At 73.7% G+C, this 26753-nt stretch carries 14 protein-coding genes; 9 read left to right on the top strand and 5 right to left on the bottom strand.

Translation table 11 applies throughout. The annotated features are described in order from the left end of the window. Window positions 1–648 precede the first annotated feature (648 nt). From BU198_RS06210 to BU198_RS06235, 6 genes are all read left to right on the top strand, one after another. On the top strand, window positions 649–2067 hold the full coding sequence (locus BU198_RS06210) for a helix-turn-helix transcriptional regulator (RefSeq protein ID WP_317619992.1): 1419 nt from the start codon (window positions 649–651) through the stop codon (window positions 2065–2067). A gap of 307 nt (window positions 2068–2374) precedes the next feature. After that, a complete protein-coding gene (locus BU198_RS06215; protein ID WP_411293151.1) occupies window positions 2375–3232 on the top strand; it encodes a sterol desaturase family protein in 858 nt (285 codons plus the stop codon). 71 nt (window positions 3233–3303) lie between these two features. Further along, entirely contained in the window at window positions 3304–12546 is a 9243-nt protein-coding gene (locus tag BU198_RS06220) for a hybrid non-ribosomal peptide synthetase/type I polyketide synthase (protein ID WP_188295836.1), read from the top strand. Further along, window positions 12533–14272: a phytoene desaturase family protein gene (locus BU198_RS06225; protein ID WP_188295837.1), complete on the top strand. Its 1740-nt coding sequence runs from the start codon at window positions 12533–12535 to the stop codon at window positions 14270–14272. The genes BU198_RS06220 and BU198_RS06225 overlap by 14 nt, the downstream gene beginning before the upstream one ends. 29 nt (window positions 14273–14301) lie before the next feature. Further along, window positions 14302–15966 (top strand): phytoene desaturase family protein, encoded by a 1665-nt coding sequence (locus BU198_RS06230; RefSeq protein ID WP_188295845.1) that lies wholly within the window; start codon window positions 14302–14304, stop codon window positions 15964–15966. Next, complete coding sequence (locus BU198_RS06235; RefSeq protein ID WP_188295838.1) at window positions 15963–17018, top strand: zinc-binding dehydrogenase; 1056 nt, start codon at window positions 15963–15965, stop codon at window positions 17016–17018. The genes BU198_RS06230 and BU198_RS06235 overlap by 4 nt, the downstream gene beginning before the upstream one ends. Window positions 17019–17100: 82 nt before the next feature. Here the strand turns inward: BU198_RS06235 and BU198_RS06240 are convergent, their stop codons facing one another. The 3 genes from BU198_RS06240 to BU198_RS06250 form a co-directional block, all read right to left on the bottom strand. Further along, a complete protein-coding gene (locus BU198_RS06240; protein ID WP_411293152.1) occupies window positions 17101–18486 on the bottom strand; it encodes a hypothetical protein in 1386 nt (461 codons plus the stop codon). Between the two features lie 155 nt (window positions 18487–18641). Beyond that, a complete protein-coding gene (locus tag BU198_RS06245) occupies window positions 18642–19859 on the bottom strand; it encodes a pyridoxal-phosphate dependent enzyme (protein ID WP_188295839.1) in 1218 nt (405 codons plus the stop codon). A 110-nt stretch (window positions 19860–19969) separates the two neighbouring features. Then, a complete protein-coding gene (locus tag BU198_RS06250; RefSeq protein WP_188295847.1) occupies window positions 19970–20524 on the bottom strand; it encodes a YceI family protein in 555 nt (184 codons plus the stop codon). A 169-nt stretch (window positions 20525–20693) separates the two neighbouring features. Between BU198_RS06250 and BU198_RS06255 the strand changes: the two genes are divergently transcribed. Further along, window positions 20694–21005, top strand: a complete 312-nt coding sequence (locus BU198_RS06255; protein ID WP_188295840.1) for a hypothetical protein — start codon at window positions 20694–20696, stop codon at window positions 21003–21005. A gap of 41 nt (window positions 21006–21046) precedes the next feature. Here BU198_RS06255 and BU198_RS06260 read toward each other — a convergent pair whose 3' ends face one another. Next, the gene (locus BU198_RS06260; RefSeq protein ID WP_411293153.1) at window positions 21047–23866 is read right to left on the bottom strand and encodes a penicillin acylase family protein; all 2820 of its coding nucleotides are present in this window, start codon (window positions 23864–23866) and stop codon (window positions 21047–21049) included. Between the two features lie 211 nt (window positions 23867–24077). On the opposite strand from BU198_RS06260, the gene BU198_RS06265 reads away from it, so the two are divergent. After that, window positions 24078–24827 carry a hypothetical protein gene (locus tag BU198_RS06265; RefSeq protein WP_188295842.1) on the top strand — a complete coding sequence of 250 codons (750 nt, stop codon included), beginning with the start codon at window positions 24078–24080 and terminating at the stop codon, window positions 24825–24827. A 105-nt stretch (window positions 24828–24932) separates the two neighbouring features. On the opposite strand, the gene BU198_RS06270 is transcribed toward BU198_RS06265, so the two are convergent. Then, window positions 24933–25946 (bottom strand): zinc-binding dehydrogenase, encoded by a 1014-nt coding sequence (locus BU198_RS06270; protein ID WP_223244006.1) that lies wholly within the window; start codon window positions 25944–25946, stop codon window positions 24933–24935. Between the two features lie 100 nt (window positions 25947–26046). Here BU198_RS06270 and BU198_RS06275 point away from each other — a divergent pair, with 100 nt between their 5' ends. Beyond that, window positions 26047–26703: a TetR/AcrR family transcriptional regulator gene (locus tag BU198_RS06275; RefSeq protein WP_188295843.1), complete on the top strand. Its 657-nt coding sequence runs from the start codon at window positions 26047–26049 to the stop codon at window positions 26701–26703. The last annotated feature ends 50 nt before the right edge of the window (window positions 26704–26753 follow it).

Consider the following 26753-nt stretch of genomic DNA (forward strand, 5'->3'; position numbering starts at 1 on the left):
GGGCGTCGAAGCCGGCCGCGACCGCGGCGTCGGCGGCGTTCACGGCGGCGGCCAGAGCGCTGGGCGGCGCGGGGGCGGGGGTGGGCGCGGCGGTGGCCGGCCCCGCGGTGGCGGCGAACATGCCGGCCAGCACGGTCAGGGTGGTTGCCGTGGTTCACGGCGGCGGCCAGAGCGCTGGGCGGCGCGGGGGCGGGGGTGGGCGCGGCGGTGGCCGGCCCCGCGGTGGCGGCGAACATGCCGGCCAGCACGGTCAGGGTGGTTGCCGTGGTCAGCAACCTTCCTGCGGTAATCCTGCGTTGCATCGAGGCTCCTCGCATGTGGGGGTCCTCGACCGCGGACGGTGTGGCTGGTGGCGCACCGCAGGGCCGTGTCTGGGGGGACGGCCGTGCGGGCCGTCCGCGCTCGGGTGCCCGAACACTCACACGGCGTCATGTTCTGGTCAATGGCTGGTGCACGCGATGCAAGGGGTTGGCAAATTCCGTCAAGCTGCGGTTTCCTTCAAGTGGTTGAGACCACGTCATGTACGAGGCGGGCGGCGATCGAGTACCGTCCTCATCATCGGAGTCGTCGGAATCACTGGAACCGTCGGCGGGCCCCGCGCCCGGCCGGGGACGACGCGCCCGGGAGGCAGCCGTGGAGCGGAACCGTGTGACCCCCGCGACAGGGGTTCCGGCACCGCCGACCGGCCGGGGGCAGGACGCCTGGCGGGAGTTCGGCGCCCGGCTGCGGCACTGGCGGCGCCGGGCCGGCCTCACCCAGGCACAGCTCGGTGCCGGGATCGGCTACGACCACACCGCGGTCAGCCGGATCGAGCACGGCGCCCGCCGGGTCACCCCCCGGATCGCCGACCGGATCGACGAGCTCCTCGGAGCCGGTGGCGAGCTGAGCGCGGCCTGTCAGCGTTCCGAGAGTGCCGAACTAGGCGGGCTGGAGGCCCTCCAGCCCGCGCTGCTCCGGCCCCCGCTGCCCGGCGGGGCACCGCTCGGCACACCCGTCCCCGTCCCGGCCCCCGCTCCGCCGCGGCTGCCCGACTACGGACTGCTCTGCCCGCTGCACGGCGCCGAGGGCTGCGAGGTCCCCGGGCCCGACGAAGTCGCCGCCCTGCACGCCGAGTTCTGCGCCCCCGGGGCGCTCGCCGACCCGGCCGCCGCGCGCCCGCTGGACGCCGAGACCGTGCACGCCCTGACCGGGCTGCTCGCCGCCCACCTGCGCTCCGGCGAGACTGGCGACCGGCTCGGCCTGGCCGCCGCCGTCGAGCGCACCCTGCACGCCGTACTCGCCCGGCTGGCCGCCGCCCCCGCCGCGCAGCGCGGACCGCTGGTCCGGCTGGCCGCCGAGCACTCCCACGCGGCGGGGGCACTGCGGATGCAGGACGGCCGCAACGCCACCGCGATGGCCTGCTACGACCGCGCGCTCACCTGGGCCGGGCTGGCCTCCGACCGGGCCACCCTGGTCGGCACGCTCAGCGACATGAGCATCCTGGCCCGGCTGGACGGCGATCCGGTCGCCGCCCTCGGCTACGCGGGCGAGATCGAACGGGCCGCCCCCGGCCGGCCCTGGGCCGGCGCGATGGGCCGGATCAGCCGGGCCAGGGCGTACGCCCTGACCGGGGAGGTCAGGGCGACCGTCCGGGAGATCGGCCTGGCCCGGGCGCACCTGGACCACATCGGCGCGGAGGACGAGGCCGACGTGCCCTGGCTCTCCATCGCCTCGATGCGGATGCGGGTGGAGTCCGCCGCGGCGGCCGCGCTGCGTGACCTCGCCGCGGCCACCGACGATCCCCGGCTGGCCCGCCGGGCGCTGCGCGCCACCGAGACCGCCCTCGGCCTGCTCGGCCCGAACCAACTGCCGTCCAGCCGGCTGCTCTTCGTCGTCCGGGCGGCCGACTGCCTGGTCTGCGCGCACGATCCGGATGCGGCCGTCGAACTGCTCGCCCCCGCCCTGGAGGCGACCGGGGCCACCGCCCTGCCCGCGCTCGTCGAGTACGAGCTGCGCGGTCTGCGCGACCGTCTCGCGGCGCACGCGCCCCGCGCCGCACACCGGTTGACGGAACCGGCCCGCTCCTGACCGACGGCCGTCCGGGGGACCGTGACGTCCGGTGCCCGATTGGCCGGAACGAGGGCGGCGCAGGGCGGCGCGGAAGGGGCGTGCGAGGGCGCTCACCTGCTGGAACGACAGCGGTCGTGCCCCGGCAACTCCCGCGTAATTCACACAATGCGCCCCCTTTGCGCCGCCCAAACGTCAACTTTGTGCGCGTATAGTCCGCCGATCGGGTCATTCATGGAGTTAACACGTCGAATGACTGTCACGACGCAGATCTGCCGCTAGAGTCTCTGACGTTTCCAGTCGTTAGTTCGCGAAGAACGGGGGGCGCGTGCTGTCAGCCATTGCCCGCCGGCTCGCCCATCCGCTCCTGCTCCTGGGTGTGCTGTGCACGGCCGTTGCGACCCTGCACTTCCACTGGGCGACGGACCGGGTCTCCTCGCTCTTTCTGATCGCCGTCATCGCCTACCTGGCAGTCCTGGAACGGGTCATCCCGTACCGGACCGACTGGCATCCGAATCGTCGCGAACTCGGCTGGTACAGCGTCTACTTCGTGCTGAGCATGGTCGGCGGCGGACTGGCCCAGGGGCTGGTCGCGACGCTGGTGGTACTGCTCGGCCCGGCCCACCCGGCGCTGCCGTTCGCGGTGGAGATCCCACTCGCGCTGCTGGTCGGCTCGCTCGGCGACTACCTCGTGCACCGCTGGTCCCACCGCAACCGGTGGCTCTGGCGGCTGCACGGGGTGCACCACGTCCCGGGGAAGGTGAACGTCGCGAACAACGGCGTGAATCATTTCCTGGACGTGTTCGCCGCGCAGTCCGTGGTCCAACTGTCGCTGGCGCTCATCGGCTTCTCACCGGATTCAGTGTTCGTGGTCGGAATATTCGTCCTGGCTCAGGGGTATTTCGTCCACGCGAACATCGAAGTCCGAATCGGCCCGCTCGGCCATATCCTGGCCGGCCCGGAACTCCACCGCCTGCACCACAGCACCGACCTCGCCGAAGCCGGCCACTACGCCTCCGACCTCTCGCTCTGGGATCACGTGTTCGGGAGCTTCACCTGGCGGCCCGGCAGAGTGCCGAAGGCCGTCGGCCTCACCGACCCGGCCGCGTTCCCCGCCACCGGGGAGTTCGGCGCCACTCTGCTGCACCCGTGGCGCCGGGCCAAGACCACCGAGCAGTCCGTCTGAAACCCCGGCCCGCGAGGCCGCCTCCACCTGACCGCGTCCCCGGCGCCACGCCATCACCCTCGGATTGGATCATGACTTCCTCGCCCTTCGCCGTGCCCCGCGAGCGCATCGCGATCACCGGTATCGGCTGCCGCCTGCCGGGACACGCCAACGACCACCGTTCCTACTGGCGCAACCTGATCGAGGGCCGGGACTGTCTCACCGAGACGCCAGCCGACCGCTACGACACCGCGACCCTGGGCAGCAGGGACCGGGCCAAGCCGGGGCGGCTGATCGGCGGCCGGGGCGGCTACATCGACGGCTTCGACACCTTCGACCCGGACTTCTTCGGGATCAGCCCGCGCGAGGCCGAGCACATGGACCCGCAGCAGCGCAAGCTCCTGGAGGTCAGCTGGGAGGCCCTGGAGGACGGCGGCCTGCGCCCCGGCGCACTGGCCGGCCGGGAGGTCGGCGTCTACATGGGCGCCTTCACCCTCGACTGGAAGATCCTCCAGTTCGCCGACCTCGCCTTCGACACCATCGCCGCGCACACCGCCACCGGCACCATGATGACGATGGTGTCCAACCGGATCTCGCACTGCTTCGACTTCCGCGGGCCGAGCGTATCGATCGACACCGCGTGCAGCTCCTCCCTGGTCGCGGTACACCTGGCCTGCCAGAGCCTGCTCCGCGGCGAGACCGAACTAGCCCTGGCCGGCGGTGCGTTGCTGCACATGGCGCCGCAGTACACGATCGCCGAGACCAAGGGCGGCTTCCTGTCCGCGGACGGCCGATCGCGCGCCTTCGACGCCTCCGCCGACGGCTACGTCCGGGCCGAGGGCGTCGGTGTGGTCGTGCTCAAGCGGCTCTCCGACGCGCTGCGCGACGGGGACCCGGTGCACGCCGTCATCATCGGCAGCGGCGTCAACCAGGACGGCCGCACCAACGGCATCACCGTCCCCAGTGCGGACGCCCAGGTCACCCTGATCGAACGGGTCTGCGCCGAGGCCGGGGTGCTGCCCGGCAGCCTCCAGTACGTCGAGGCGCACGGCACCTCCACCCCGGTCGGCGACCCGATCGAGGCCGCCGCCCTCGGCCGGGTGCTCGGCATCGGCCGCCGTGCCGGGGACCGCTGCTACGTCGGCTCGGTGAAGACCAACATCGGGCACACCGAGGCGGCGGCCGGCGTCGCGGGGCTGATCAAGACCGCGCTCGCGCTCAGGCACCGCCGCATCCCGCCGCACCTCAACCTGGAGCGGCCCAACCCCGGCATCGACCTGGCCGCGCTGCCGTTCGAGATCCCGACCGCCCCGGTCGAGTGGCCCGAGCACCGGGGCCCGGCCAGGGCCGGCGTCAACTCCTTCGGGTTCGGCGGCACCAACGCCCACGTCCTGCTGGAGGAGCCGCCGCAGGCGGGCCCCGCCCTGCCGGTCGCCGAGCCGGCCCGTACGCTGCTGCCGCTGAGCACCAAGGACACCGCGGGACTGCCCGAACTGGCCGCCGCCGTACGGCAGGAGCTGGCCGGCGGGACGTCCCTGGCCGACCTCGGCCACACCCTGGCGCACCGCCGCCAGCACCTGCCCGAGCGGCTCGGCGTGGTCTACTCCACCCGGGAGGACCTGGACGAGGCGCTGGCCGCGTGCGAGCGCGGCGAGGAGCACCCGCGGGTGGTCCAGGGCCGCGCCAGGGAGCGCCGACAGCGCCGCCTGGCCTGGGTGTTCACCGGTATGGGCCCGCAGTGGTGGGGGATGGGCCGGGGGCTCCACGAGCACGAGCCGGTCTACCGCGAGGCCGTGCAGGCCGTCGACCGGGAGATCCGCGCGCAGGCCGGCTGGTCCCTGCTGACCGAGCTGGGCCGCGACGAGGCGGACTCCAGGATGGCCGAGACCTGGCTCGCCCAGCCCGCCAACTTCGCCGTCCAGGTGGGGCTTTCGGCGCTCTGGCGGAGCCACGGCCTGCGCCCCGACGCGGTCGTCGGCCACAGCACCGGCGAGGTCGCCGCCTTCCACGAGGCCGGGGTGTACGACCTGGCCGACGCGGTGCGGGTGGTGCTCGCCCGCAGCCGGCTCCAGCAGCGCCTGGCCGGCACCGGCACCATGCTCGCGGTCGGCCTGCCGGAGGCCGAGGCCGAGCGCCGGATCCGCCCGTACCGCAGCCAGGTCTCGCTCGGCGCGGTCAACAGCCCCTCCGCGGTGACCCTGGCCGGGGACACCGAGGCGCTGCGCGAGCTGGCCGGGGAACTGCGGCAGCAGGGCGTCTTCGCCCGCCTGCTGGACGTCGAAGTCCCGTACCACAGCGTGCGGATGGACCCGATCCGGGACGAGCTGGTCGCCGCGCTCACCGTCATCAAGCCGCAGGAGGCGCGGCTGCCGCTCTACCTGACCGCCCGCGAGGGGCTCGCCCGCGGGCCGGAGCTGGACGGCGCGTACTGGTGGCAGAACGTCCGCAACCCGGTGCGCTTCCGGGCCGCCGTCGAGCGGATGGCCGAGGACGGGCACGGGCTGTTCCTGGAGCTCGGCCCGCACCCGGTGCTCGGTCACGCGATCCGTGAGTGCGCCGAGCAGACGCACACCCTCCCGTCGATCCGCCGGCAGCAGGACGAGCCCGAGCGCTTCGCCCGCAGCCTTGCCGAACTCCACACCCTCGGCGTCGAGTTGAGCTGGAACGCGCTGCACCCGGCCGGCCGCCCGGTGCCGCTGCCTGCCTACCCGTGGCGGCGCGACCGCTACTGGGTGGAGCCCAGGCCGGTCGAGCAGGTCCGGCTCGGACGGCTCGACCACCCGCTGCTCGGCCGCCGCACCGCGAGCGCCCAGCCCGGCTGGACCAGCGCGCTCGACCCCGAGCGGCTGCCCTACCTGAGCGACCACCGGATCGAGGGCCAGGTGGTCTTCCCGGCCGCCGGGTACCTGGAGATGGCGGCCCAGGCCGTCCGCACCCTGACCGGCGGCACCGAGGTGACGCTGGCCGAGATCGAGCTGAACCGGGCGCTGTTCCTCTCCGAGACCGAGCCCGTCCCGGTCCAGTTCGGCTACGCGCCCGAGGACGCCCGCTTCACCGTCACCTCCACTCCGGCCGGCGGCGAGCCGGGCGTGCACGCGAGCGGCCGGGTCCGCACCGGCCAGCGCCGCTCGTACGGGCCCGCCCTGGACGTGGACGCGCTGCGCGCCCGCGGACGGCACCTCGACGGGCCGGACTGCTACCGGCAGCTGGCCGAGCGCGGCTACCACTACGGACCGGCCTTCCAGACCGTCGCCGAGGTGTGGACGGGCCGGGGCGAGGCGCTCGCCCGGATCCGGCCGACCGGACAGCTCGGCCCGGACGCGGCCGGCCACCACCTGCACCCGGTGCTGCTGGACGGCTGCTTCCAGGCCCTGCTCGCCACCCGGCTCGACGCGCCCGAGGACGGCAGCGTCCGGCTGCCGGTCTCGATCGAGGAGGTCAGGCTCGACGAGATCGGCGACCGCCCGCTGTGGGTGCACGCCACCGTCACCCGGGACAGCGGCGAGGAACTCGTCGGCGACCTCGCGCTCCACACCGAGGACGGCGCCCCGGTCGGCAGGATCACCGGCTTCCGGGTCGCCGACGTCGCCCAGGCCCCGGCCTCCGTCGGGCTCGCCACCATCGACGGCTGGCTCACCGAGGTCGCCTGGGTGGCCGCGCCCGAGCCGGCCAGCGAGGGGACCCCCGGCGACCTGCTGCTCTTCGCCGACGAGGGCGGTCTCGCCGAGCGGCTGGCCGCACTGGCCGCCGAGCGCGGCGCCCGCTGCCACCTGATCAGGCCCGGCACCGGGTACCGGCACGGCGACGGGCACTCGACCGTACGGCCCGACTCCGCCGAGGACGTCCAGCGGCTGTTCGCCGACCTCGACCCGGGCTTCGGCACCGTCGTCCACCTCTGGAACCTCGACCAGCCCGCGCTGGCCGCCACCGCCGCGGACCGGCTCGGCCCGCTCGCCGCCCTCGGCGGCTACTCCCTGATCACCCTCGCCCAGGCCCTGCCCGCCGCCCGCCCGGACGGCCGGCTGCACATCGTCACCCGGGGCACCCAGCCCGCCGTCCCCGGCGACCGGGTCGAACCGCTCGGCGCCCCCGCCTGGGGCATCGGCCGGGTGCTGTGGCAGCAGGAGCTGGTCGCCCAGCGCGGCACCCTGATCGACCTCGACCCGGCCGTCGGCGCCGCCGACCAGGCCGAGGCGCTGCTCGCCGAACTCACCGCCCACGACGAGCAGGAGATCGCGCTGCGGGCCGGCGCCAGGCTCACCAGCCGGCTGCGGCAGGCCGAGGGCCTCACCCGCCCGCTGCCGCCGGTCCTGCGCCCCGACGGCAGCTACCTGGTCACCGGGGCCTTCGGCGCCCTCGGCCGGCTGCTCTGCCGCACCCTCGTCCGGCGCGGCGCCCGGCGGCTGATCCTGGTCGGCCGCACCGCCCTGCCCGAGCGCTCCCAGTGGGCGCACACCGACCCGGACACCCCGGCCGGCGAGCGGATCGCCTTCCTGCGCGAACTCCAGGCGCTCGGCGCCGAACCGCTGATCGCCCCGGTGGACGTCACCGACGAGGCCGCCCTCGCGGACTGGCTCGCCGACTACCGGCAGCGCCAGCGCCCGCCGATCCGGGGCGTGTTCCACCTCGCCGGGCAGGTCAAGGACACCCTGCTGGCCCAGATGGACCGGCCGTCCTTCGACGCCGGCTACACCCCCAAGGTGGTCGGCGGCCACCTGCTGCACCGGCTGCTGAGCGACGAACCGCTCGACCACTTCGTGCTGTTCGCCTCCGTCGCCTCGCTGCTCACCACCGCGGGGCAGACCAACTACGCGGCCGGCAACGCCTTCCTGGACGCCCTCGCCCACCACCGCAGGGCCGACGGGCTGCCCGGGCTCAGCCTGGACTGGGGCCCCTGGGCCACCGGCATGATCGAGGAGCTGGGCCTGGTCGCCCACTACCGCGACGCCCGCGGCATGAGCTCGCTGCCGCCCGACGCCGGAACGGCCGTCCTGGAGCGCGTCCTCGGCCAGGACCGCGCCCAGCTGCTGGTCGCCACCGTGGTCGACTGGCCGACCTTCCTCGCCTGGTACCCGGCGCCGCCGCCGCTGGTCGCCGACCTGGCGGCGAACGCCGCCGAGCAGGCCCCGGCCGCGACCGGCGGCTTCCTGGACGCCTACCGCGCGGCCGACCCGCAGACCCGGTCCGAACTGGTCACCGAGCGGCTCACCGCCGCCGCCGCGGCCGTCCTGCGGATCGGCGCCGAGCGGATCGACCGGGACACCAGGCTCGGCGCCCACGGCCTGGACTCGCTGCTCGCGATGGAGCTGCGCGCCCGGGTGCACGGCGAACTGGGCGTCGCCCTGCCGGTGGTGGCCCTGCTCGGCAACGGCACCGTCGGCGACCTGGCCGACCTGCTCACCGAGGGCCTGGCCGAGCGGCTCGCCACCGACGGCGGCCCGGCCGAGGCCGAGGTGGAGCTGTACACCGACGAGTCCCGCCACCCGCTCACCCACAACCAGCAGGCGCTCTGGTTCCTGCGCCTGCTGCACCCGGACGGCTTCGCGTACAACATCGGCGGCGCCGTCGAGGTGCGCGCCGAGCTCGACCCGGACGCGATGTTCGCGGCCTTCCGCCTCCTGGTCGCCCGGCACCCCGAGCTGCGCGCCGCCTTCACGGCGGAGGAGGGCCGCCCCGTCCAGCACATCAGGGCCGAGGCCGAGGCCGACACCGGGCTGTTCGACGTCGAGGGCCGGCCGTGGGAGGAGATCCACGAGCTGATCGTCCGCGAGTACCGGCGGCCGTACGACCTCGCCGAGGACCCGCTGGTGCGGCTGCGGCTGTTCCGGCGCGGGCCGGACCGCTGGGTGCTGATGAAGGCCGTCCACCACATCGTCTCGGACGCGATCTCCACCTTCACCTTCATCGAGGAGCTGTTCGAGGTCTACGAGGCGCTGCGCCAGGGCCGCACCCCGGAACTGCCCCCGGTGCCCGCCCGCTACCTGGACTTCCTCAACCACCAGAACCGCTTCCTGGCCGGGCCCGAGGCGCGGCGGATGCTCGACTACTGGCGCGAACGCCTGCCGGCCGGGATGCCGGTGCTGGCGCTGCCCACCGACAAGCCGCGCCCGGCCGTGCAGACCCACAACGGCGCCTCCGAGTTCTTCCGGCTGGACGCCGAACTCACCTCCAGGGTCCACGAGCTGGCCCGCGCAAACGGGGCCACCCCGTTCATGGTGCTGCTCGGCGCCTACTACCTGCTGCTGCACCGGTGGTCCGGGCAGCCGGACGTCGTGGTCGGCAGCCCGGTCACCGGCCGCACCCAGGAGGAGTTCGCCTCCGTCTACGGCTACTTCGTCAACCCCCTGCCGCTGCACGTGAGTCTGGCGGGGGAGCCGACGGTGGCCGAGCTGCTGGCCAGGGTGCGCGAGAGCGTGCTCGGCGGGCTGGACAACCAGGAGTACCCCTTCCCGCTGCTGGTCGAGCAGCTGGGGCTCCAGCACGACCCGAGCCGCTCCGCGGTGTTCCAGGCGATGTTCATCCTGCTCACCCACAAGGTCGCCGTGGAGCGCTTCGGATACCGCCTGGAGTACATCGAACTGCCGGAGGAGGAAGGACAGTTCGACCTCACGCTGTCCGCCTACGAGGACCGCGCGGACGGCTGCTTCCACTGCGTCTTCAAGTACAACTCCGACCTCTTCGAGCCCGCCACCGTCCGACGGCTCGCCGCCCACTACCGCAACCTGCTGGACGCCATGACCCGCTCGGCCGGGGCGGAGCCGGTCGGACGGCTGCGGATGCTGGGCGACGCCGAACGCCGTGAGATCCTCACCGGCTTCAGCGGCGCCGAACGCCGGATCGAGCACGACACCCCGGTGCCGGAGCTGATCGCCAAGGCCGCCGCCGAGCGGCCGGAGGCCATCGCCGTGGTCGCGCCGGGCCGGGACCGGATCCGCCGGCTGACCTACGGGGAACTGGACCGGCGCTCCCAGCGCACCGCCGTACGGCTGCGCGAACTCGGCGTCGGCGAGGGCTCGGTGGTGGCGGTCTGCCTGGACAAGTCACCCGAGCTGATCACCGTCCTGCTGGCGATCTGGCGGGCCGGCGCCGCCTACCTGCCGCTCGACCCCGGCCACCCGGCCGACCGGATCGCCCACCAGGTGGCCGACGCGGGAGCCGCGCTGGTGGTGGTCGACCAGCGGCGCCCGCTGCCGGCCGCACTGCCCGCCACACCGGTGACCCTGGAGGAGCTGGACCGGCCCGCGGGCACCGCGGTGGCGCTGCCCGCCGCGGACCCGGACCGGGCCGCCTACGTGATCCACACCTCGGGCTCCACCGGCCGCCCGAAGGGGGTCAGGGTCGACCACCGCAACCTGGCCGCCGTCACCGCGGGCTGGCGCGCCGAGTACCGGCTGGACACCGACGTCCGGGTGCACCTCCAGATGGCCGGCACCGCCTTCGACGTGTTCTCCGGCGACCTCGCCCGGGCGCTCAGCACCGGCGGCACCCTCGTACTGGTCGACCGCGAGCTGCTCTTCGACACCGCCCGGCTGTACCGGGTGATGCGCGAGGAGGCCGTGGACGGCGGCGAGTTCGTGCCCGCCGTGGCCCGCGCGCTGCTGGCGCACTGCGAGCGCGACGGCCTGACGCTGGACTTCCTGCGGCTGCTGATCGTCGGCTCCGACTCCTGGAAGGCCGCCGAGCACCAGCGGGTGCGCGCCCTCTGTGGCCCGCGGACCAGGCTGGTCAACTCCTACGGGCTGACCGAGGCCAGCGTCGACAGCACCTACTACGAGGGCGCGGCCGAGCGGCTGGAACCCGGCCGGATGGTGCCGATCGGCCGGCCGTTCCCGAACAGCGCGGTGTACATCCTCGACCCCTACGGCGAGCCCGTCCCGGTGGGCGTGCCCGGCGAGCTGTGGATCGGCGGCGCCGGCGTCGCCGCCGGCTACCCCAACGACCCCGAGCAGACCGCCGGCCGCTTCGTCACCCTGGAACCCGACGGCACGCCCCTGCGGCTCTACCGCACCGGCGACCTCGGCCACTGGGACACCGAAGGCACCGTGCACCTGCTCGGCCGGATCGACAACCAGGTCAAGGTCCGCGGCCACCGGATCGAGCTGGGCGAGATCGAGGCCCACCTCACCGCCCGCCCCGAACTCGCCCAGGCCTGCGTGGCGGTCCGCCAGGACACCAGGGGCGAGGCCGTGCTCGCCGCCTACGTGGTGCCCGCCGAGGGCACCACACTGGACCGCCGCGAACTGCGCCGCCACCTGGCCGAGCACCTGCCCACCGTGATGATCCCCTCCTACCTCACCGAGCTGCCCGCCCTGCCGCTCACCCCGAACGGCAAGGTGGACCTCGCGGCGCTGCCCGAACCGAAGGCCGACACCGCGGGGGCCCAGCACGAACCGCCCGTCACGCTCTACGAGACCAGCGTCGCCGAGCACTGGAAGAACCTCCTCGGCCTGGCGGAAGTCGGTCTCCAGCACGACTTCTTCGAGCTCGGCGGCAGCTCGATCCGGCTCATCGAACTGATCCACCACCTCCAGAGCGAGTTCAACATCGCCATCCCGGTCGGCCTGCTGTTCAAGGTCACCACCCTGCACGGCATGGCCCGCACCGTCGAGCAGATCATCACCGGCGAGGTGGCCGGCGGCGAGCCGCACCTCTGGTTCAACCCCGAGGCACCCGAGGACCGTACGGTCTTCTGCTTCCCGCCGGCCGGCGGCCACGGGCTGGTCTACCGGCAGCTCGCCGCGCACCTGCCCGAGCACCGGATCGCCGCGTTCAACTACCTGACCGGCGACGACAAGACGGCCCGCTACGCGGACCTGGTCGAGCAGCTGCACGCCTCCGGGCCGTACGTCCTGCTCGGCTACTCGCTCGGCGGCAACCTGGCCTTCGAGGTGGCCAAGGAGCTGGAACGGCGCGGACGCACCGTCGGCTCGGTGCTGATGGTGGACGCCTACCGGGTCACCGAGGCCTTCGACCTCGGCGAGGAACACCTGGCCGTCTTCGAACGCGAACTCCACGAGCACCTGCACCGCCACACCGGCTCGCGGATCGTCGCCCGGGAGACCCTCGAACAGGCCAGGGACTACCTGGAGTTCTGCAGCCGCACGCCCAACACCGGCACGGTGACGGCCCAGCTGGACGTGGTCTGCGAACGCGAGCGGCTGTCCGTGCACGTGGGCGGCGAACCGGGCTCCTGGCACGGCGCCTCCACCACCGGAACCGCGGTGTACGTCGGCCACGGCGTCCACGCCGAGATGCTCGACGGGGACTTCGCGGCCCGCAACGCCGAACTGGCGGGCGCCATCCTGGCCGGGGGCACCGCCGATGCCCGTGGCTGACCGCGGACCCGACTGGTCCACCAGGGAGCGGGCCCCCGGCGGCCCGCCCCGGGTCATCGTGATCGGGGCCGGCCTGGCCGGCCTCGCCACCGGCTGCTACGCGCAGATGAGCGGCCTGGAGACCCGGATCTTCGAGAAACACGTGCTGCCCGGCGGCTGTTGCACCGCGTGGTCCCGGCACGGCTACCTCTTCGACTACTGCATCGACTGGCTGATCGGCACCGCCGAGGGCACCGGCGCACACCAGGTCTGGAGCGAACTCGGCGCCCTGGACGGCAAGTCGGTGACCCTCTTCGACACCTTCAACCGGGTGGTCGACGAACACGGCAGGGCCGTCACCTTCTACGGCGACCCGGACCGGCTGGAGGCCCACCTGCTGGCCGTCGCGCCCGGCGACGCCAAGCCGATCCGGGCCTTCTGCCGGGACCTGCGCCGCTTCGCCGCGACCGAGCTGCCCTGGGACCTCACCCCGCCGCCGCTGCGCACCACGGCGGAACGGCTGCGCACCCTGCGCGCCGTCCTGCCCGCGTTCCGGCTGTTCTGGCGCACCGCCACCACCCCGATGAGCGGCTTCGCCGAGCGCTTCCAGGACCCGCTGCTGCGGCGGGCTTTCCCCAACATGTTCCTCCAGGAGCCCGCGGGCTTCCCGCTGCTGCCGTACCTGTACACCCTGGCGGCCGCGCACAACGGCAACGCGGGCTTCCCGCAGGGCGGTTCGCTCGGGCTGGCCCGCTCGGTGGAGGAGCGCTACACCTCGCTCGGCGGGGTGATCGGCTACCGCCGCCGGGCGGAGCGCATCCTGATCGAGGACGGGCGCGCGATCGGGGTGGAACTCAAGGACGGGTCACGGCACTACGCCGACCACGTGGTGGCCGCCTGCGACGGCCCGACGGTGCTCGACCGGCTGCTGGAGGGCCGCTACTCCAGCCCCGCCACCGAGAAGCTGTACGGCGAACTGCTCGACAAGCCGGGCAACCTCTACCCGGCGGTGGTCTCCGCCTTCGTCGGCATCGACGGCCCGCTGCCCGAGGGCGAGCCGCACAGCACCACCTACCTGCTGTCCCCCGAGGACGGCGACCGGCTGCCCGGCACGCTCCAGCGCAGCCTGGTGGTGCAGCTGCGCTCCTCCTACGCGGACGGCTTCGCGCCGCCGGGCAAGTCGGTGCTGCACTGCACCTACTTCAGCGACTACCGCTCCTGGAAGGACCTGCGGACCGGCGACCGCCGGGCGTACCGGGCCCGCAAGCAGGAAGTCGCCTCGTTCGTCCGGGAGTTCCTGGAGCGGACGTACCCCGGGCTCGGCCGGCGGATCGAACTCGTGGACGTCGCCTCACCGGTGACCACCGAGCGGTTCACCGGCAACACCTACGGCAGCATCCTGGCCTGGCAGGCCTTCTCCGAGGCCGAGGACGCCGCCAACCGGCTGGTCAACCGGGACCGGATGCGGCTGCCCGGGCTGAGCGGCTTCTCCATGGCGGGCCAGTGGACCGCGCTCGGCGGGCTGATCCGGGCCGCCACCAGCGGCCGGTTCGCCGCGCAGTACCTCTGCCGGGAGCTGGGCGTGCCGTTCCGGGCCTGGCCCAGCGACAACCGAGAACCCTGGCACCCGGGCAAGTGGGGCCGCCTGCCGCAACTCGGCCGGGCCACCGTGGGGCTGCCGGAACCGGGCGTGTCGGACGTGGGCGTGCCGGAACCGGGAGTGGCGGAAGTGGGAGTGGCGGAGTGAGCGGGACGACGACCGGCGACAGGCGGAGCATGGTCATCATCGGCGGAGGGCTCGGCGGCCTGTCCACCGGTTGCTACGCCCAGATGAACGGCTACCGCACCCGGATCCTGGAGATGCACGAGATCCCCGGCGGCTGCTGCACCGGCTGGGACCGCGGCGAGTTCACCTTCGACTGCTGCATCAGCTGGCTGCTGGGCAGCGGCCCCGGCAACGAGATGCACCAGATCTGGCTCGAACTCGGCGCGTTGCAGGGCAAGCGGATGCGCAACTTCGACGTCTTCAACGTGGTGCGCACCCGGGACGGCCGGGCGGTCTACTTCTACTCCGACCCGGACCGGCTGGAGGCCCACCTGCTGGACCTCGCCCCGGAGGACGCCCGGCAGATCCGGCAGTTCTGCGCAGGGCTGCGCAAGTTCCGTCTGGCGCTGGCCCGTTACCCCTTCCTCAAGCCGGTCGGGCTGATGGGCCGGTGGGAACGGACGCGGATGCTCGCCTCCTTCCTGCCGTACTTCAACGTGATCCGGCGCTCGATCACGGTGCTGATGAGCGACTACTCGGCGCGGTTCAGGAGCCCGCTGCTGCGCGAGGCGTTCAACTTCATCCTGTACGAGAAGCATCCCAACTTCCCGGTACTGCCCAACTACTTCCAGCTCGCCTGCCACGCCGGGCAGTCGGCCGGGGTGCCGGAGGGCGGCTCGCTGGGGCTGGCACAGTCGATCGAGCAGCGCTACCGGCGGCTGGGCGGCGAGATCACGTACAACACCAAGGTGACCGAGGTCCTGGTCGAGGACGACCGGGCGGTGGGGGTGCGGCTGAGCGACGGCCAGGAGGTGCGGGCCGACATCGTGGTGGCCGCCTGCGACGGGCGGACCACCATGATGGACCTGCTCAAGGGCCGCTACCTGAGCGACACCTACCGCCGGCTGTACACCCAGACCATCTCCGAGCCGGGCATGGTCTTCCCCGGCTACATGACGGTCTTCCTCGGCCTGCGCCGGCCCTTCCCCGCAGGGGACCCGTGCACCACCTACCTGCTGGAGGACGAGGTCGCCGAGCGGCTCACCGGCATCCGGCACCCGAGCATCAACGTCCAGTTCCGCAGCCGGCACTACCCGGAGCTGTCGCCCGCCGACACCACCGTGGTGTACGCCAGCTACTTCTGCGACATCGAGCCCTGGCGGGAGCTGAGCACCGGACCGGAGCAGACGCCCCGGGTACGGCGCGGCGAGGAGCTCCACACCCTGCCGGTCGGCCGGGGGCGGGAGTACCAGCGGGAGAAGCGCCGGGTGCGCGACACCATCGTCGAGTTCCTGGACGGCCACCACCCCGGGCTGAGCGAGGCGGTGGCCGTCAAGGACGTCTCCACCCCGCTCACCCAGGTCCGCTACACCGGCAACTACAACGGCACGGTGCTGGGCTGGCAGCCCTTCGTGGAGAGCGGCGAGACCCTGGAGGAGGAGGTCAAGCGCAACGGCCCGGGGCTGCCCGGCCTCGCGAACTTCTACCTCTCCGGAGTCTGGGCGACCACCGGCGGGCTGATCAGGGCGGCCGCGGCCGGCCGGCACGTCGTCCAGTTCGTCTGCCGGGACGACGGCAGACCCTTCACCGCCGAGGTGGACGACAGCGCACCACTGCCCACCCTGCTCATCGAACCGGTCGGCCCCTCCGACCGGCAGTTTGGAGTCACCTCGTGAGGATCGAGAAGTGGGTCGTCCGGGAGCACGTGGACGGTGTGCCGGACGTCGACCGGATGTACCGGAAGGTCGTGGAGGAGGTGGACGTCGGGCTCGCCGAGGACGAGATGCTGCTGCGCACCCGGTACGTCTCGGTGGACCCGTACCTCCAGGGCATCGCGCTGGACACCCCGATCGGTGACCACATGGGTGCGGACTCGATCATGGAGGTGGTGGAGGCGGGGCCGGCCGCGCGCTTCGCGGTCGGCGACCTGGTGCAGGGCTTCGGCGGCTGGCGCACCCACCTGGTCAGCAACGGCGAGCAGCGGCTCTGGCAGACCGGCACCTTCCCGATGGTCTTCCCGGCCTTCCGCCGGCTGGACCCCTCGCACTACGACGAGACCCTGCCGCTGACCACCGCGCTCGGCGTCCTGGGCGGGCCGGGGATGACGGCCTGGGGGACGGTCGAGAAGTTCCTCGACGTGCGCCCGGGGTCGACGGTGCTGGTCAGCGGCGCCTCCGGGGCGGTCGGTTCGCTGGTCGGGCAGCTGGCGAAGCACCGGGGCGGGCGGGTGATCGGCACCACGGCGTCGCCGGAGAAGGCGGCGCGGCTGTGGGAGCTGGGCTTCGACGGGGTGCTGCTGTACCGCGACGGCGACGAGCCCGACCGGCTGGAGAAGGAACTGGCCGAGCTGGCTCCGGAGGGCATCGACCGGTACTTCGACAGCCTCGGCGGGGTGCTGACCGACGTGGTCTTCGGGATGCTCGCGGTGGAGAGCCGGGTGGCCGTCTGCTGGCAGTGGGGGAGCCAGGTCGGCGGGGACTGGGCGGGGCCGCGGCTGCTGCCGATGATCATGTTCCCGCGTACCACGATCCGCGGCATCTTCTCGCTGGAGTGGTTCACCGAGGAGAACTGGGCCGCGCTGCGGCGGGACCTCGGGGCCCTGGTGAGCAGCGGGGAGCTGACGTACCAGGAGACCGTGCACCAGGGGTTCGACAGCATCCCGGCGGCCTACCGCGGCCTCTACCTGGACCGCTCGGCCAGCCGGGGGAAGGTGCTGGTCGAGCTCTGACCGGGGCTGCCTCCGGCGAGGGAGGCCGCGGGAACGGGCAGGGCCCCTTCGGCGGATCCGCCGAAGGGGCCCTGCCGCGCGGTCAGTTCAGGGTGAACCAGGTGCTGCGGGACTTCTTCCACTCGGGGTGGGTGAGGTCCTTGGCGGCGGTGGCGTCGCCGTACAGGTCGGCGGAGCCGTCGTCGGTGATCAGCTGGGCGCGGGCGCCGGGGGCGTCCAGGTCCGGGACGTCCGGGACGGCCTCCCAGGCGCCGTAGTCGCTGGTCGGCAGGTCGGTCAGCTTGGTCGGCTGGGAGCCGGGCTGCCCGTTCCAGCGGTAGAGCGCGTACGGGGCGGAGTTGTCCTCGGCGGACCAGGAGCCGGCCACGATCAGGTACTGGCCGAGGTCGTTGCGGCGGATGTCGCGGATCGACAGGCCGCCGAGGTTCAGCTCGATCGCGTCGCCGAAGGTCGCGTGTGAGGCCGAACCATTCAGCAGCGAGGGGAAGTTGGTGACCGGGACGAGCAGCGCCCGGCCACCGGTGACGGCCGGGGTGAGCGGCGCGCGGAAGCCGATGTAGGCGGTGCTGGTGCTGCCGGGCGCGAACTCCAGGCCCTCGACGTTGAACCCGTCGATCTGCTTGGGCACCTGGCCGTCGGCGGCGCCGGCCGCGAAGCCGTAGTGCTTGCCGTGGGCGTTGTCCCAGGCGATCAGGTCGTCGCGCAGGCCGTGGTACGAACCGGTCAGGGACAGCTGGGTGTCGGCGCCGGAGCCGGTGACGGTGGTGGCGAAGACGGTGTGCCGGTCCGGCTTGACCACGCCGTCCTTGTTGTTGCCGAGCGAGCCGGTCCAGTAGATGGTGTTGCCGACCCGGGTGGCGCCCTCGATGTCGATCTCCTTGGAGACGCCGAGGGCCGAGCTGAAGTCCCAGGTGCGCACTGGCGCACCGGAGTTGTTGCGGTCGTACAGGCGCAGGGTGTTGGACTCGTCGTCGCCGACCACGAGGTAGCCGCCGCCCGCGTCCACGGCGGCCGAGGCGTCGCTGGAGCCGGTCAGGTAGCGGCTGGTGGCGGAGGACTGGACGGCGGGGGAGGCGGCGTAGTGCAGGGTGCGGGTGGCGCTCTTGCCGCCGAGGCCGGTGACCTTGATGGTGAGGTCGGCGTAGCCGACGCCCTGGGCGGCGACCGCGAGGGTGCGGGTGCCGGTGGTGCCGGTCACGGTGACGTCGCCGGTGCGGGCCACGGCGCTGCGGGTGGTGGCGGAGGCGGCGACGGTCAGCGCCGAGACCGAGGCGCCGGACTGGGCGACCGTCACGGTCACGGTCGGGTCGCCGGTGGCGCCGACCGCGCCGGAGAGGTACCCGGCCGAGAAGGTGATCGTCGGGGTGCCGTACGAGACCGCGCCGGCCGGGAGGGCGGGCAGGGCGAGCACGGGCACCGCCGCGACGGCGACGGCGAGCGGGAGCAGGCGGCGGAGGGGACGCGACACGGTGGCTACCCTTCGACATGCGGGGGGAGTTGACGGAGGGTGTCAGCCTGCTGGCGCTCGGCGAACACCGACCCTACGGCGACCTTACGAGGGCGGACGGGCGGGCGAACAGCAGGCGTGCGCAGGGTGTCCGCCGACGATCGGGGCACCCGGGTTCAGCCGGTGATGCCGGCCTCGCGCAGCACTCGGCTGACCGCCTCCCACTCGGGGGCGACCGGATCGGTGCGACGGGTGCCGACGCCCGAGTCCTTGAAGCCGCTGGACGTCGACACGCAGACCACCGGGCCGTCCGAGAGGTCCGGCTCGCCGAGGCTGCGCAGCCCGGCCAGGCCGGCCGCCGCCGACAGCTCGGCCCAGAGCCCGGCCCTGGCCATCTCCTCCTTCGCGTCGGTGAGTTGGGCGTCGGTCAGGGTCAGCGCCCGGCCGCCGCTCTCGCGGACCGCGAGCACGCCGCGATAGCCGCTGACCGGGGAGTTGATCGAGTACGCCGCGCTCGGGCGGACCGTCACGCGGGCGGCGGGCAGCCCCTCGGCGACCGCCCGGGCGAGCGGCCCCGAGGTGACCGTCTCGCAGGAGTGGACGCGCGGCACCCGGTCGGTCAGACCCAGCCGGACCAGCTCGGTGAACCCCTTCCAGACGCCGAACAGGAGCTCGCCGTAGCCGGTGGGGACGAACACCGCGCTCGGCAGGCCGACGTCCTGGAAGATCTCGTAGGCGATGGTCTTGTAGCCCTCGGGGCCGTACGCGTGCCCGGTGTGGGTGGTGGTCAGGTTGCTGACCGGGTGCAGGCCCAGCCGGTCGACCACCTGGCGCAGCAGCGGCCAGCGGGCCTCCCACGGCACCGGGAGCACCACGGCGCCGTAGGCGTCGAGGAAGGAGTCGACGTTCGGCGGGACGTCCGGGCCGGTGAACACCACGCAGCGCAGTCCGGCGCGGGCGGCGTAGGCGGCGGCCGCGGCGCCGTGGTTGCCCGAGGAGGCGACCGCGATGCCGGCGGCGCCGACGCCCACGGCGGCGCTGGTGGTGCAGCGGTTCAGCCGGTCCTTGTGGCTCCACGTGGGGTTGCGGGACTCGTCCTTGACGTACACCCCGGGCTCGATCTCCACCAGCGGAGTGGCGCCCTCGCCCAGGCCGGGCGAGAGCAGCGGCGGCAGCAGCGGGGCCCAGCGCTCCAGGCCGCCGCGCACCGGGGCGGGGGCGAACAGGGCCGCCGGGTCGGCCTTGTCGTAGGCGTAGTCGACCTCGACGGGGTAGGAGACGTCTTCGGTGCTGGTGCGCGGACAGCCGGCGGTGAGCGGGGGCCAGAGCGGGAAGTCGAGGGCGGGGTCGCCCAGGGAGCGCTGGCCGGTGGCGAGGGAGTGTTCTGTCGGCATGACAGGAGACTAACCGGGCGGGCTCCGCCGGTGGCCGGGCTCCGGCGTGAACTCGTGCGTGGGGCAACGGTTTCCGGCGGGTTCGGGCCGGTCCCGGCGGTTCGGCCGGGTCAGCCGCCCTGGCGGATCGCGGAGATGTCGAACTCCAGGACGATCTTGTCGCCGACCAGGACGCCGCCGCCCTCCAGGGCCGCGTTCCAGGTGACCCCGTACTCCTTGCGGCTGATCGTGACCGAGCCCTCCAGGCCGACCCGGAGGTTGCCGTACGGGTCGACGGCGTTGCCGGTGTACTCGAAGTCGATGGTGACCGGGCGGGTGGTGTCCTTGATGGTGAGGTCGCCGGTGACCCGGTAGTCGGTCTCGGAGCGGGCCTCGACCGCGGTGGCGCGGAAGGTGATGTCGGGGAAGTTCGGCGCGTCCAGGAAGTCGTTGGTGCGCAGGTGCTGGTCGCGCTGCTCCACGCCGGTGTCGATGCTCTCGGCCTTGATCACCACCTGGCCGGTGGAGCGGGTCGGGTCGTTGCCGTCCAGGTGGGCGGAGCCCTCGAACTGGTGGAACGCGCCGCGGACCTTGGTCACCATCGCGTGGCGGGCGACGAAGCCGATCCGGGTGTGGGTGGGATCGAGGACGTAGTCGCCGGTGAGTTCGGAGAGTTTGGCGGTCATGGTCGGCATGCCTCCTGCTGGGGGTCGTGGGCCCGGGCCCGGCGGTGTCCGGGCGGTCCCCGGACCACGCTAGGGGCAGTCTCCACGGGTCGCGCGCCGGGTTGGGCCCAAGCGGGGGCGGGAAGGCTCGCGGGGTACGCCGGAGGAGCGAACGGAGCAGGGGGCCGCGATGGACAGTGGGGTACGGGCGATGGTCGACGCGGTCGACGAGGCGCGGCGGCAGCTGCGGGAGAACGCGCTGCCGAAGGCGCGGGACAGCGGCCGCGACAAGGTCCCCGAGTCGGAGGAGGCGGTGCTGCTGGCGGCGCTCGCCGGGCTGGTGGAGGCCGTCGTCGAGCTGGCCGACGCCGCCTCGGACCGGATGGCCACGGGCGACAGCCGTGAGACGTACGTCAAGGTGGCCCGGCGGCTGCGGGACCAGCCCGGCTACCTGCGGGACGACGCGGCGGCGGTCGCGCGGCGGGTGCGCGGACCGCGGTGACCGGCCGCCGGGCCCCTGCTGGAGGGGCCCGGCGGGGTCGGTCAGCGGTGGCTGGAGAACTGCACCACCTGCTGGTAGGTCGGGCGGTTCTGCCAGGTGCTCTTGGGGTCGGTCACCCCGCCCAGCGGGCGGTGGATGATCGCGTCGGCGCACCACTGGTCGCCGGCCGGGCAGTCTGCGTCGCCGGGGTAGACCTGCGCGGAGGTCTGGGCGGCGGCCTGCTTCAGGGAGTTCAGCAGGACCGTCCGGCAGGCCGCGAGGTCGCCGCCGCCGCAGAACGGGCGGGCCAGCGGGCCGGCCACCTGGTCGCCGAGGACGGAGCGCAGGTCCTTGTCCAGATAGCTCCACCAGCCGTACTGGAAGGCCGAACCCTTGTGCGGGATGGCCTCGTTGGCGTTGGTCGGGCCGCTGCCGGGACTGGTCTGGCCACCGGAGGGGGACTCGTTGATCTGGAGGGCGCCGGTCAGCGCGCCGAACAGCGGGTCACCGAGGCCCGGCCGCATGACGCCCTCGGCGACCAGCGGCCACCAGGCGTCCATCACCCGGATCGCGGTGGCGTCCGTGTAGCTGTGGCTTCCCGGTGAAGTCTCCTTCCGCTGACCGCCGTTGGCGAGCCAGGCCTCCAGCTGCTGGACGGCGGTGAGGGTGGCCTGGTCGGTGACGGGCGCGCTGCGTAGCACCCGGATCAGCTCGGGCAGCACGTCCTCGGCCCGCAGGTCGGTCAGGGCGGCGCTCTCCATGGCCTGGGTGAGCGAGACCCGGCTCGCCTTCCCGCCGTTGCGGAGCAGGGACTTGACCCGGTCGTCCAGCAGGTTGCCGCGGTGCACCGAGCCGTTGCCGAAGCCGGCCGAGGTGTAGCCGTTCGCCTGCTTGTTGTTCCAGGAGATGTAGTAGTCCTGGTTGACGGACTGCGGGTGCTGGGCCGCCGGGGTGTACCGGGCGGTGTTGGCGGTGGGGTCGAAGTCGGCCCACTCGTAGGCGGGCTGGGCCTTGACCGGCAGCCCCGGGTCCACGCCGGGGGCGCGCACCGGGTTGCTGCCGGAGTTGTAGTACGCGATGTCGCGCGAGTCGGCGTAGAACCAGTTGAAGGTGTAGTTGATGTCCTGGGCGGCCTGCTGGAAGCTCGCCGCGTCGTGCACCGTGCCCGGGTCGTTCAACTCCTGGAAGCCGACGATGGAGTCGACCTCGTGCCGGTAGGTGGAGCGCAGCGAGGTGAAGGCGACGGGTGCGCCGCCGACCGTGCCGCGGGCGGACACCAGGCCGTACTTGGAGCGGTACATCACCAGGGTGTACGAGCCGGCCGCGGTGGAGTCGGCGGTGGTCGGTTTCCAGGCGTTCTTGCGTTCCAGCCGGTCGAAGGGCAGGCACTGGCCGTGCCAGAGGTAGGAGTTGGCGGCGGTGGTGACCGGGGAGCCGTCGGTGGTGCAGAGCGGGACGGCGTAGGTGTCGGTGATGTCCTGCCCGGCCGAGGTGGCGCTCCAGGCGTAGTCCTGGCCGCGGCCGAGCTGCACGTAGAAGCTCAGGCCGGCGAAGGCCGCGCCGCGTGCGCTGATCCCGGGGCCCTGGATCTCCTCCAGCATCAGCAGCTGAGGGGCGAAGTAGCCGGTCTGCGGGCCGAACACGGCGGCCGGGTGGCCGTCGTCGGTGTGCGCGCCGGAGACCAGCAGGGCGTTGGACATCCCGTGCTTGGCGCTCAGCAGGTTGCCGGGCAGGACGCCGTTCGCCTTGGTGGTGGCGGAGTTGGCGGAGCCGGTGGGGTCGTAAATCACCCGCTCGGGCACCACCGAGCCGGGGTCGGGCAGCGCCTCGCCCTGCGGCTGGGCCGGGACGGTCGCGTACGGGAAGCTCTGTCCGTCGTGCAGGGTCTGGACGGCCTCGGGGTCGTCGGACTCGCGCAGTGACTTCCAGACCACGTCGCCGGCGTCCTTGCCGTACTTGGCCTCGGCGGCCGCCTTGACCTGGGCGGAGGAGAGTTCGCCGCCGCCGCCGGAGCCGAACAGCGCGCCGACCACGGAGGCGAGGGCGACCAGGTCGGTCAGCTTGAACGGTTCGATCGAGCCGGCGTTGGTGATCGGGTCGATGTGCCCGGTCAGGTCGTACTCGCCGGGGAAGGTGCGGGCGTTGTAGGACTCCTGGGCGTACTTGTTGATGCCGTCGAGGTAGGCGGTGGCGTCGGAGAGCGCCTGGGTGGCCCGGCCGCCGCGGGCGGCCATGGCGTCGATCTGCTGTTGCAGCTCCGCCTCGGTGTACGGCGCGGCCTGCCAGAAGGTCTGCTCCAGCTGGCGGTTGGCGGCGGCACCGCCCGCGAAGCCGGACAGCTGGCCGCGGCCGACGTGCCGGAAGAGGTCCATCAGCCAGAGCCGGTCCTGGGCGGCGGCGTAGCCGGCGCCGAACTCGGTGCCGTAGCGGGTGGTGCCGGTGATGTGCGGGACGCCGGTGGCCTTGTCGCGCACGATGGTGACGTCCGAGCGGGGGCTGATGCTGCTGGCCACCTGGTCGGCGGGGACGCCGAAGGAGGCGTCGTTGAAGAAGTCGCGGAGCTTGGCCTCGGTCAGGCCGGGATAGCCGGAGGCGAGGGCGGCGTACGGGGCGAGCTGGTCGTCGGTGTGCGCGGGGCGGGTGCCGAAGGCCCGGTTGAGCAGGATGTCGGAGAGGGTGGCGTTGCCGTTCTCGCCGGGCGGCAGGATGTCGGCGCAGTGGCCGCCGCAGTAGTCGTTGGCGGCGACGGCCGTCGTCGCGGCGGTGGGCGCGGCGGTGGCGCTGGGCGTGGTGGTCAGGGCGGCGGTGGCGAGCAGGGCCGCTGCGGTGGCGGCGGCCGGGAGCCGGAGGGGGCGGGTTCGCTGTCGTTGGCGTGGACGCAAGGCGGACTCCTCCGTCGGGGGCGCGGAAGAGTCGACGCTAGGGGTGCTACTGGACGGTTGACTAGTAGCGTGCATGTCATTTACCGGGCGCCGGTGGGGAGTTGCCGGGTTCGGCAGGTCCGGCGGGGTACCTCCGAGGAGGGTCCCAGTGGGGGCGGACCGGGGCAGTAGCCTGGGCGCCTCTTCGGGACGGCGGGCAAGGGGTGTAGCGGTGGGCGGCAACGGATCCGTGCGGGCGTCGGCGCGGGTGGTGTGGCGGCGCAAGGAGCTGGTGCTGCTGCCGGCGACCGCCACGGTGGTGGTGGGCGGGCTCCTGGCGCTGCTGGTGTGGGCGCAGGTGCGGGTCGGCGGCAGCGTCGTGCTGGGAGTGGTGGGGGTGCTGCCGGTGGCCGTGGTCGCCACCTTCCTCAACGCCGTGACGGTGCTGGCGGCGGACGACGCGCTGCGGGGGCGGCCGGTGGCGGTCGGGGCCTGCTGGGCGCGGGCGGCGGCGCGGTGGCGGGTGATCGTGGCCTGGGCGGCGTTCGGGCTGCTGGGCCTGCTGGGGTCGCTGCTGCTGGTGGGGACGGGGTGGTCGATGGCGAACTACCTGGCGCTGCCCGGGCTGGTGCTCGACGGGGCCGGGGTGCGGGAGGCGCGGCGCAGCTCCCGGGAGGCGTACCGGCGGGACCGCGGACGGTTCATGCGGGGGTCGGTCCGGAGGACGATTCCGGTCCAGCTGGCGACGTTCCCGTGCTTGGTGGTCTTCGTCGCGGGCCTCGTGGCGACCGACCGCGGGCTCGGGGCGCGGCTGATGGCCGGGTCGGCGCTCTGCCTGGGCGCGGCCGTGACGGTGACGGCGAGTCTGTACGGGGTGTTCCGGGCCGCGCTGTACCGGGAGTCCGCCGGGGCCGAGGTGGAACGGGCGCCGGCGCCGGCGTCGGCGTCGGCGTCGGCGCTGCACGTCTCGGCGGTGGAGTAGCCGGGCGCCGCCGGACCTGCCGAGGGGCGCGAGGCGGCGCCGTACCCGCCGGGCTCAGTCCGGTGGGTACGGCGCCGGGTCGGCGGGCCGCCGGGGCGGGGCCGGTCAGGGCTTGAGCACCAGGCGGATCGGGTTGCCCTCCTTGCGCTCCAGTGCCTCGACCGCGCGGGCGGCCTCGGCCAGCGGGAAGGTACCGCTCACCGAGCGGGAGAAGTCCAGCCGGCCGCCGCGGACCAGGTTGACCAGGTCGACGACGTCCTGGCCCTCGGAGCCGTAGTGGCCGCGGATCTGCTGGCGCAGGTAGCTGACCAGGGTGCCGTTGGTGACGGTCAGCGGCTTGTCGGTGAGGCCGACCAGCACCAGCCGGCCGTGCTCGCCGAGGGTGGCCATCGCCTGCTCGCGCACCGGGGCGACCCCGGCGAAGTCGAAGGCGACGGACAGCGGGCGGCCGCCGGTGGCCTCGCGCAGCAGTCCGGCGAACCCGGGGTCGGTCGGGTCGAGGGCGGCGTCGGCGCCGAAGGCCAGGGCGCGCTCGCGGGCGGCGGGCAGCGGGTCGACGGCGACGATCGGGAAGGCGCCGATCGCGCGCAGCAGCTGCACGCCGTGGGCGCCGAGGCCGCCGACGCCCCAGACGCCGACCGCCTCGGCCGGGCGCACGGCGCCGGTGGCGGTGATGGCGGCCCACGGGGTGGAGACCGCGTCGGGGATGAAGCAGGCCTGCTCGAAGGGGAGCTCGTCCGGGATCGGCACCAGGGTGGTGGCGGTGGCGAGCGCGTACTCGGCCCAGCCGCCGTCGTAGTCCACACCGCGGGTGTACACGACGCCGTCGCGGCTCTCGCCGGCCTGGAGCAGCACCCGGTCGCCGACGGCCGCGGTGGTCACGCCCTCGCCGAGGGTGTGCACGGTGCCCGCGACCTCGTGGCCCAGGGTGACCTTGTCGCCCTTGAGGTGGAGCGGCTTGAGCATGCCCTCGATCAGGTGGACGTCGGAGAGGCAGACGCCGGCGGCCTCGACCCTGATCAGGACCTCGCCCGGGCCGGGGGCGGGGACGGGGACCTCCTCCACGGCGAAGGCGCCCTTCGCGACGTCGAGCCGGCCGGCGAGCATCGTGGCGGTCATCGGGACTTCCCTTCTCACGGGGGCGGCGGGTCGGGGGGTGGGCCCGCTGCTCCGGAAGTTACTTGTTAGCCAACAAGCAAGTTCACCGTAGCATGGTGCTATGCCTACGCACGATGAGGACCGCGGCGACCGGGACCCCCGGGACGTGCCGCCGCGCCGGACCCAGGCCGAACGGCGCGCCCGGGCCGAGACCGCACTGATCGCCGCCGCCGCCCGGCTGATCGCCGAGCACGGCAGCACCGGGGTCACGCTCGCCAGGGTGGGGGAGGAGGCGGGCTTCAGCCGGGGCCTGGCCACCCACTACTTCGGCTCGAAGGCCGCGCTGCTGGCCCGGCTCCAGGAGGCGGCACTGGCCGAGGCGATGGCGGCGGCCGCCCCGGAGCGCAGCGGGGCGGGTGCGCTGGAGGAACTGTGCGGGTTCGCGCGCGGCTGCCTGGAGGGCGTGCGCAACCCGACCGACCTCGGCCGGGCCTTCGTGGTGCTCGGGGCCGAGGCGCTCGCCGGGGCCTCGGAGCTGACCGTCGCGGTCGCGGAGCTGGACGCCAGCACCCGGCAGTGGACCGCCGAGGTGGTCGGGCAGGGGCAGCGGGAGGGGGAGCTGGGCGCCGGCGTGGACCCGGGGGCCTTCGCGCTGGCCTTCGTGGGACTGCTCAAGGGGCTGGTGGTGCAGGCCGCGGCCGCTCCGCAGGCCTTCGACGTGGGGGTGGCGATCGTGGAGTCGGAGCGCTGGATCCGGCTCGCGCTCACGGCGGGCTGAGGCGCCACCCGCCGCCGCACGGTCGGCCGTGCGGCGGCGGACGGCCGGGC

Origin of the sequence: Streptomyces sp. CBMA156, from assembly GCF_014596515.1 — a bacterium.
Classification (GTDB): Bacteria; Actinomycetota; Actinomycetes; order Streptomycetales; family Streptomycetaceae; genus Kitasatospora.

Bases quoted from the DNA above. Each gene is read 5' to 3' on its own strand.
- BU198_RS06225 (WP_188295837.1), top strand. From the start codon at position 12,533: ATGCCCGTGGCTGACCGCGGACCCGACTGGTCCACCAGGGAGCGGGCC.
- BU198_RS06275 (WP_188295843.1), top strand. From the start codon at position 26,047: ATGCCTACGCACGATGAGGACCGCGGCGACCGGGACCCCCGGGACGTG.
- BU198_RS06255 (WP_188295840.1), top strand. From the start codon at position 20,694: ATGGACAGTGGGGTACGGGCGATGGTCGACGCGGTCGACGAGGCGCGG.
- BU198_RS06230 (WP_188295845.1), top strand. From the start codon at position 14,302: ATGGTCATCATCGGCGGAGGGCTCGGCGGCCTGTCCACCGGTTGCTAC.
- BU198_RS06250 (WP_188295847.1), bottom strand. From the start codon at position 20,524: ATGACCGCCAAACTCTCCGAACTCACCGGCGACTACGTCCTCGATCCC.
- BU198_RS06220 (WP_188295836.1), top strand. From the start codon at position 3,304: ATGACTTCCTCGCCCTTCGCCGTGCCCCGCGAGCGCATCGCGATCACC.
- BU198_RS06270 (WP_223244006.1), bottom strand. From the start codon at position 25,946: ATGACCGCCACGATGCTCGCCGGCCGGCTCGACGTCGCGAAGGGCGCC.
- BU198_RS06245 (WP_188295839.1), bottom strand. From the start codon at position 19,859: ATGCCGACAGAACACTCCCTCGCCACCGGCCAGCGCTCCCTGGGCGAC.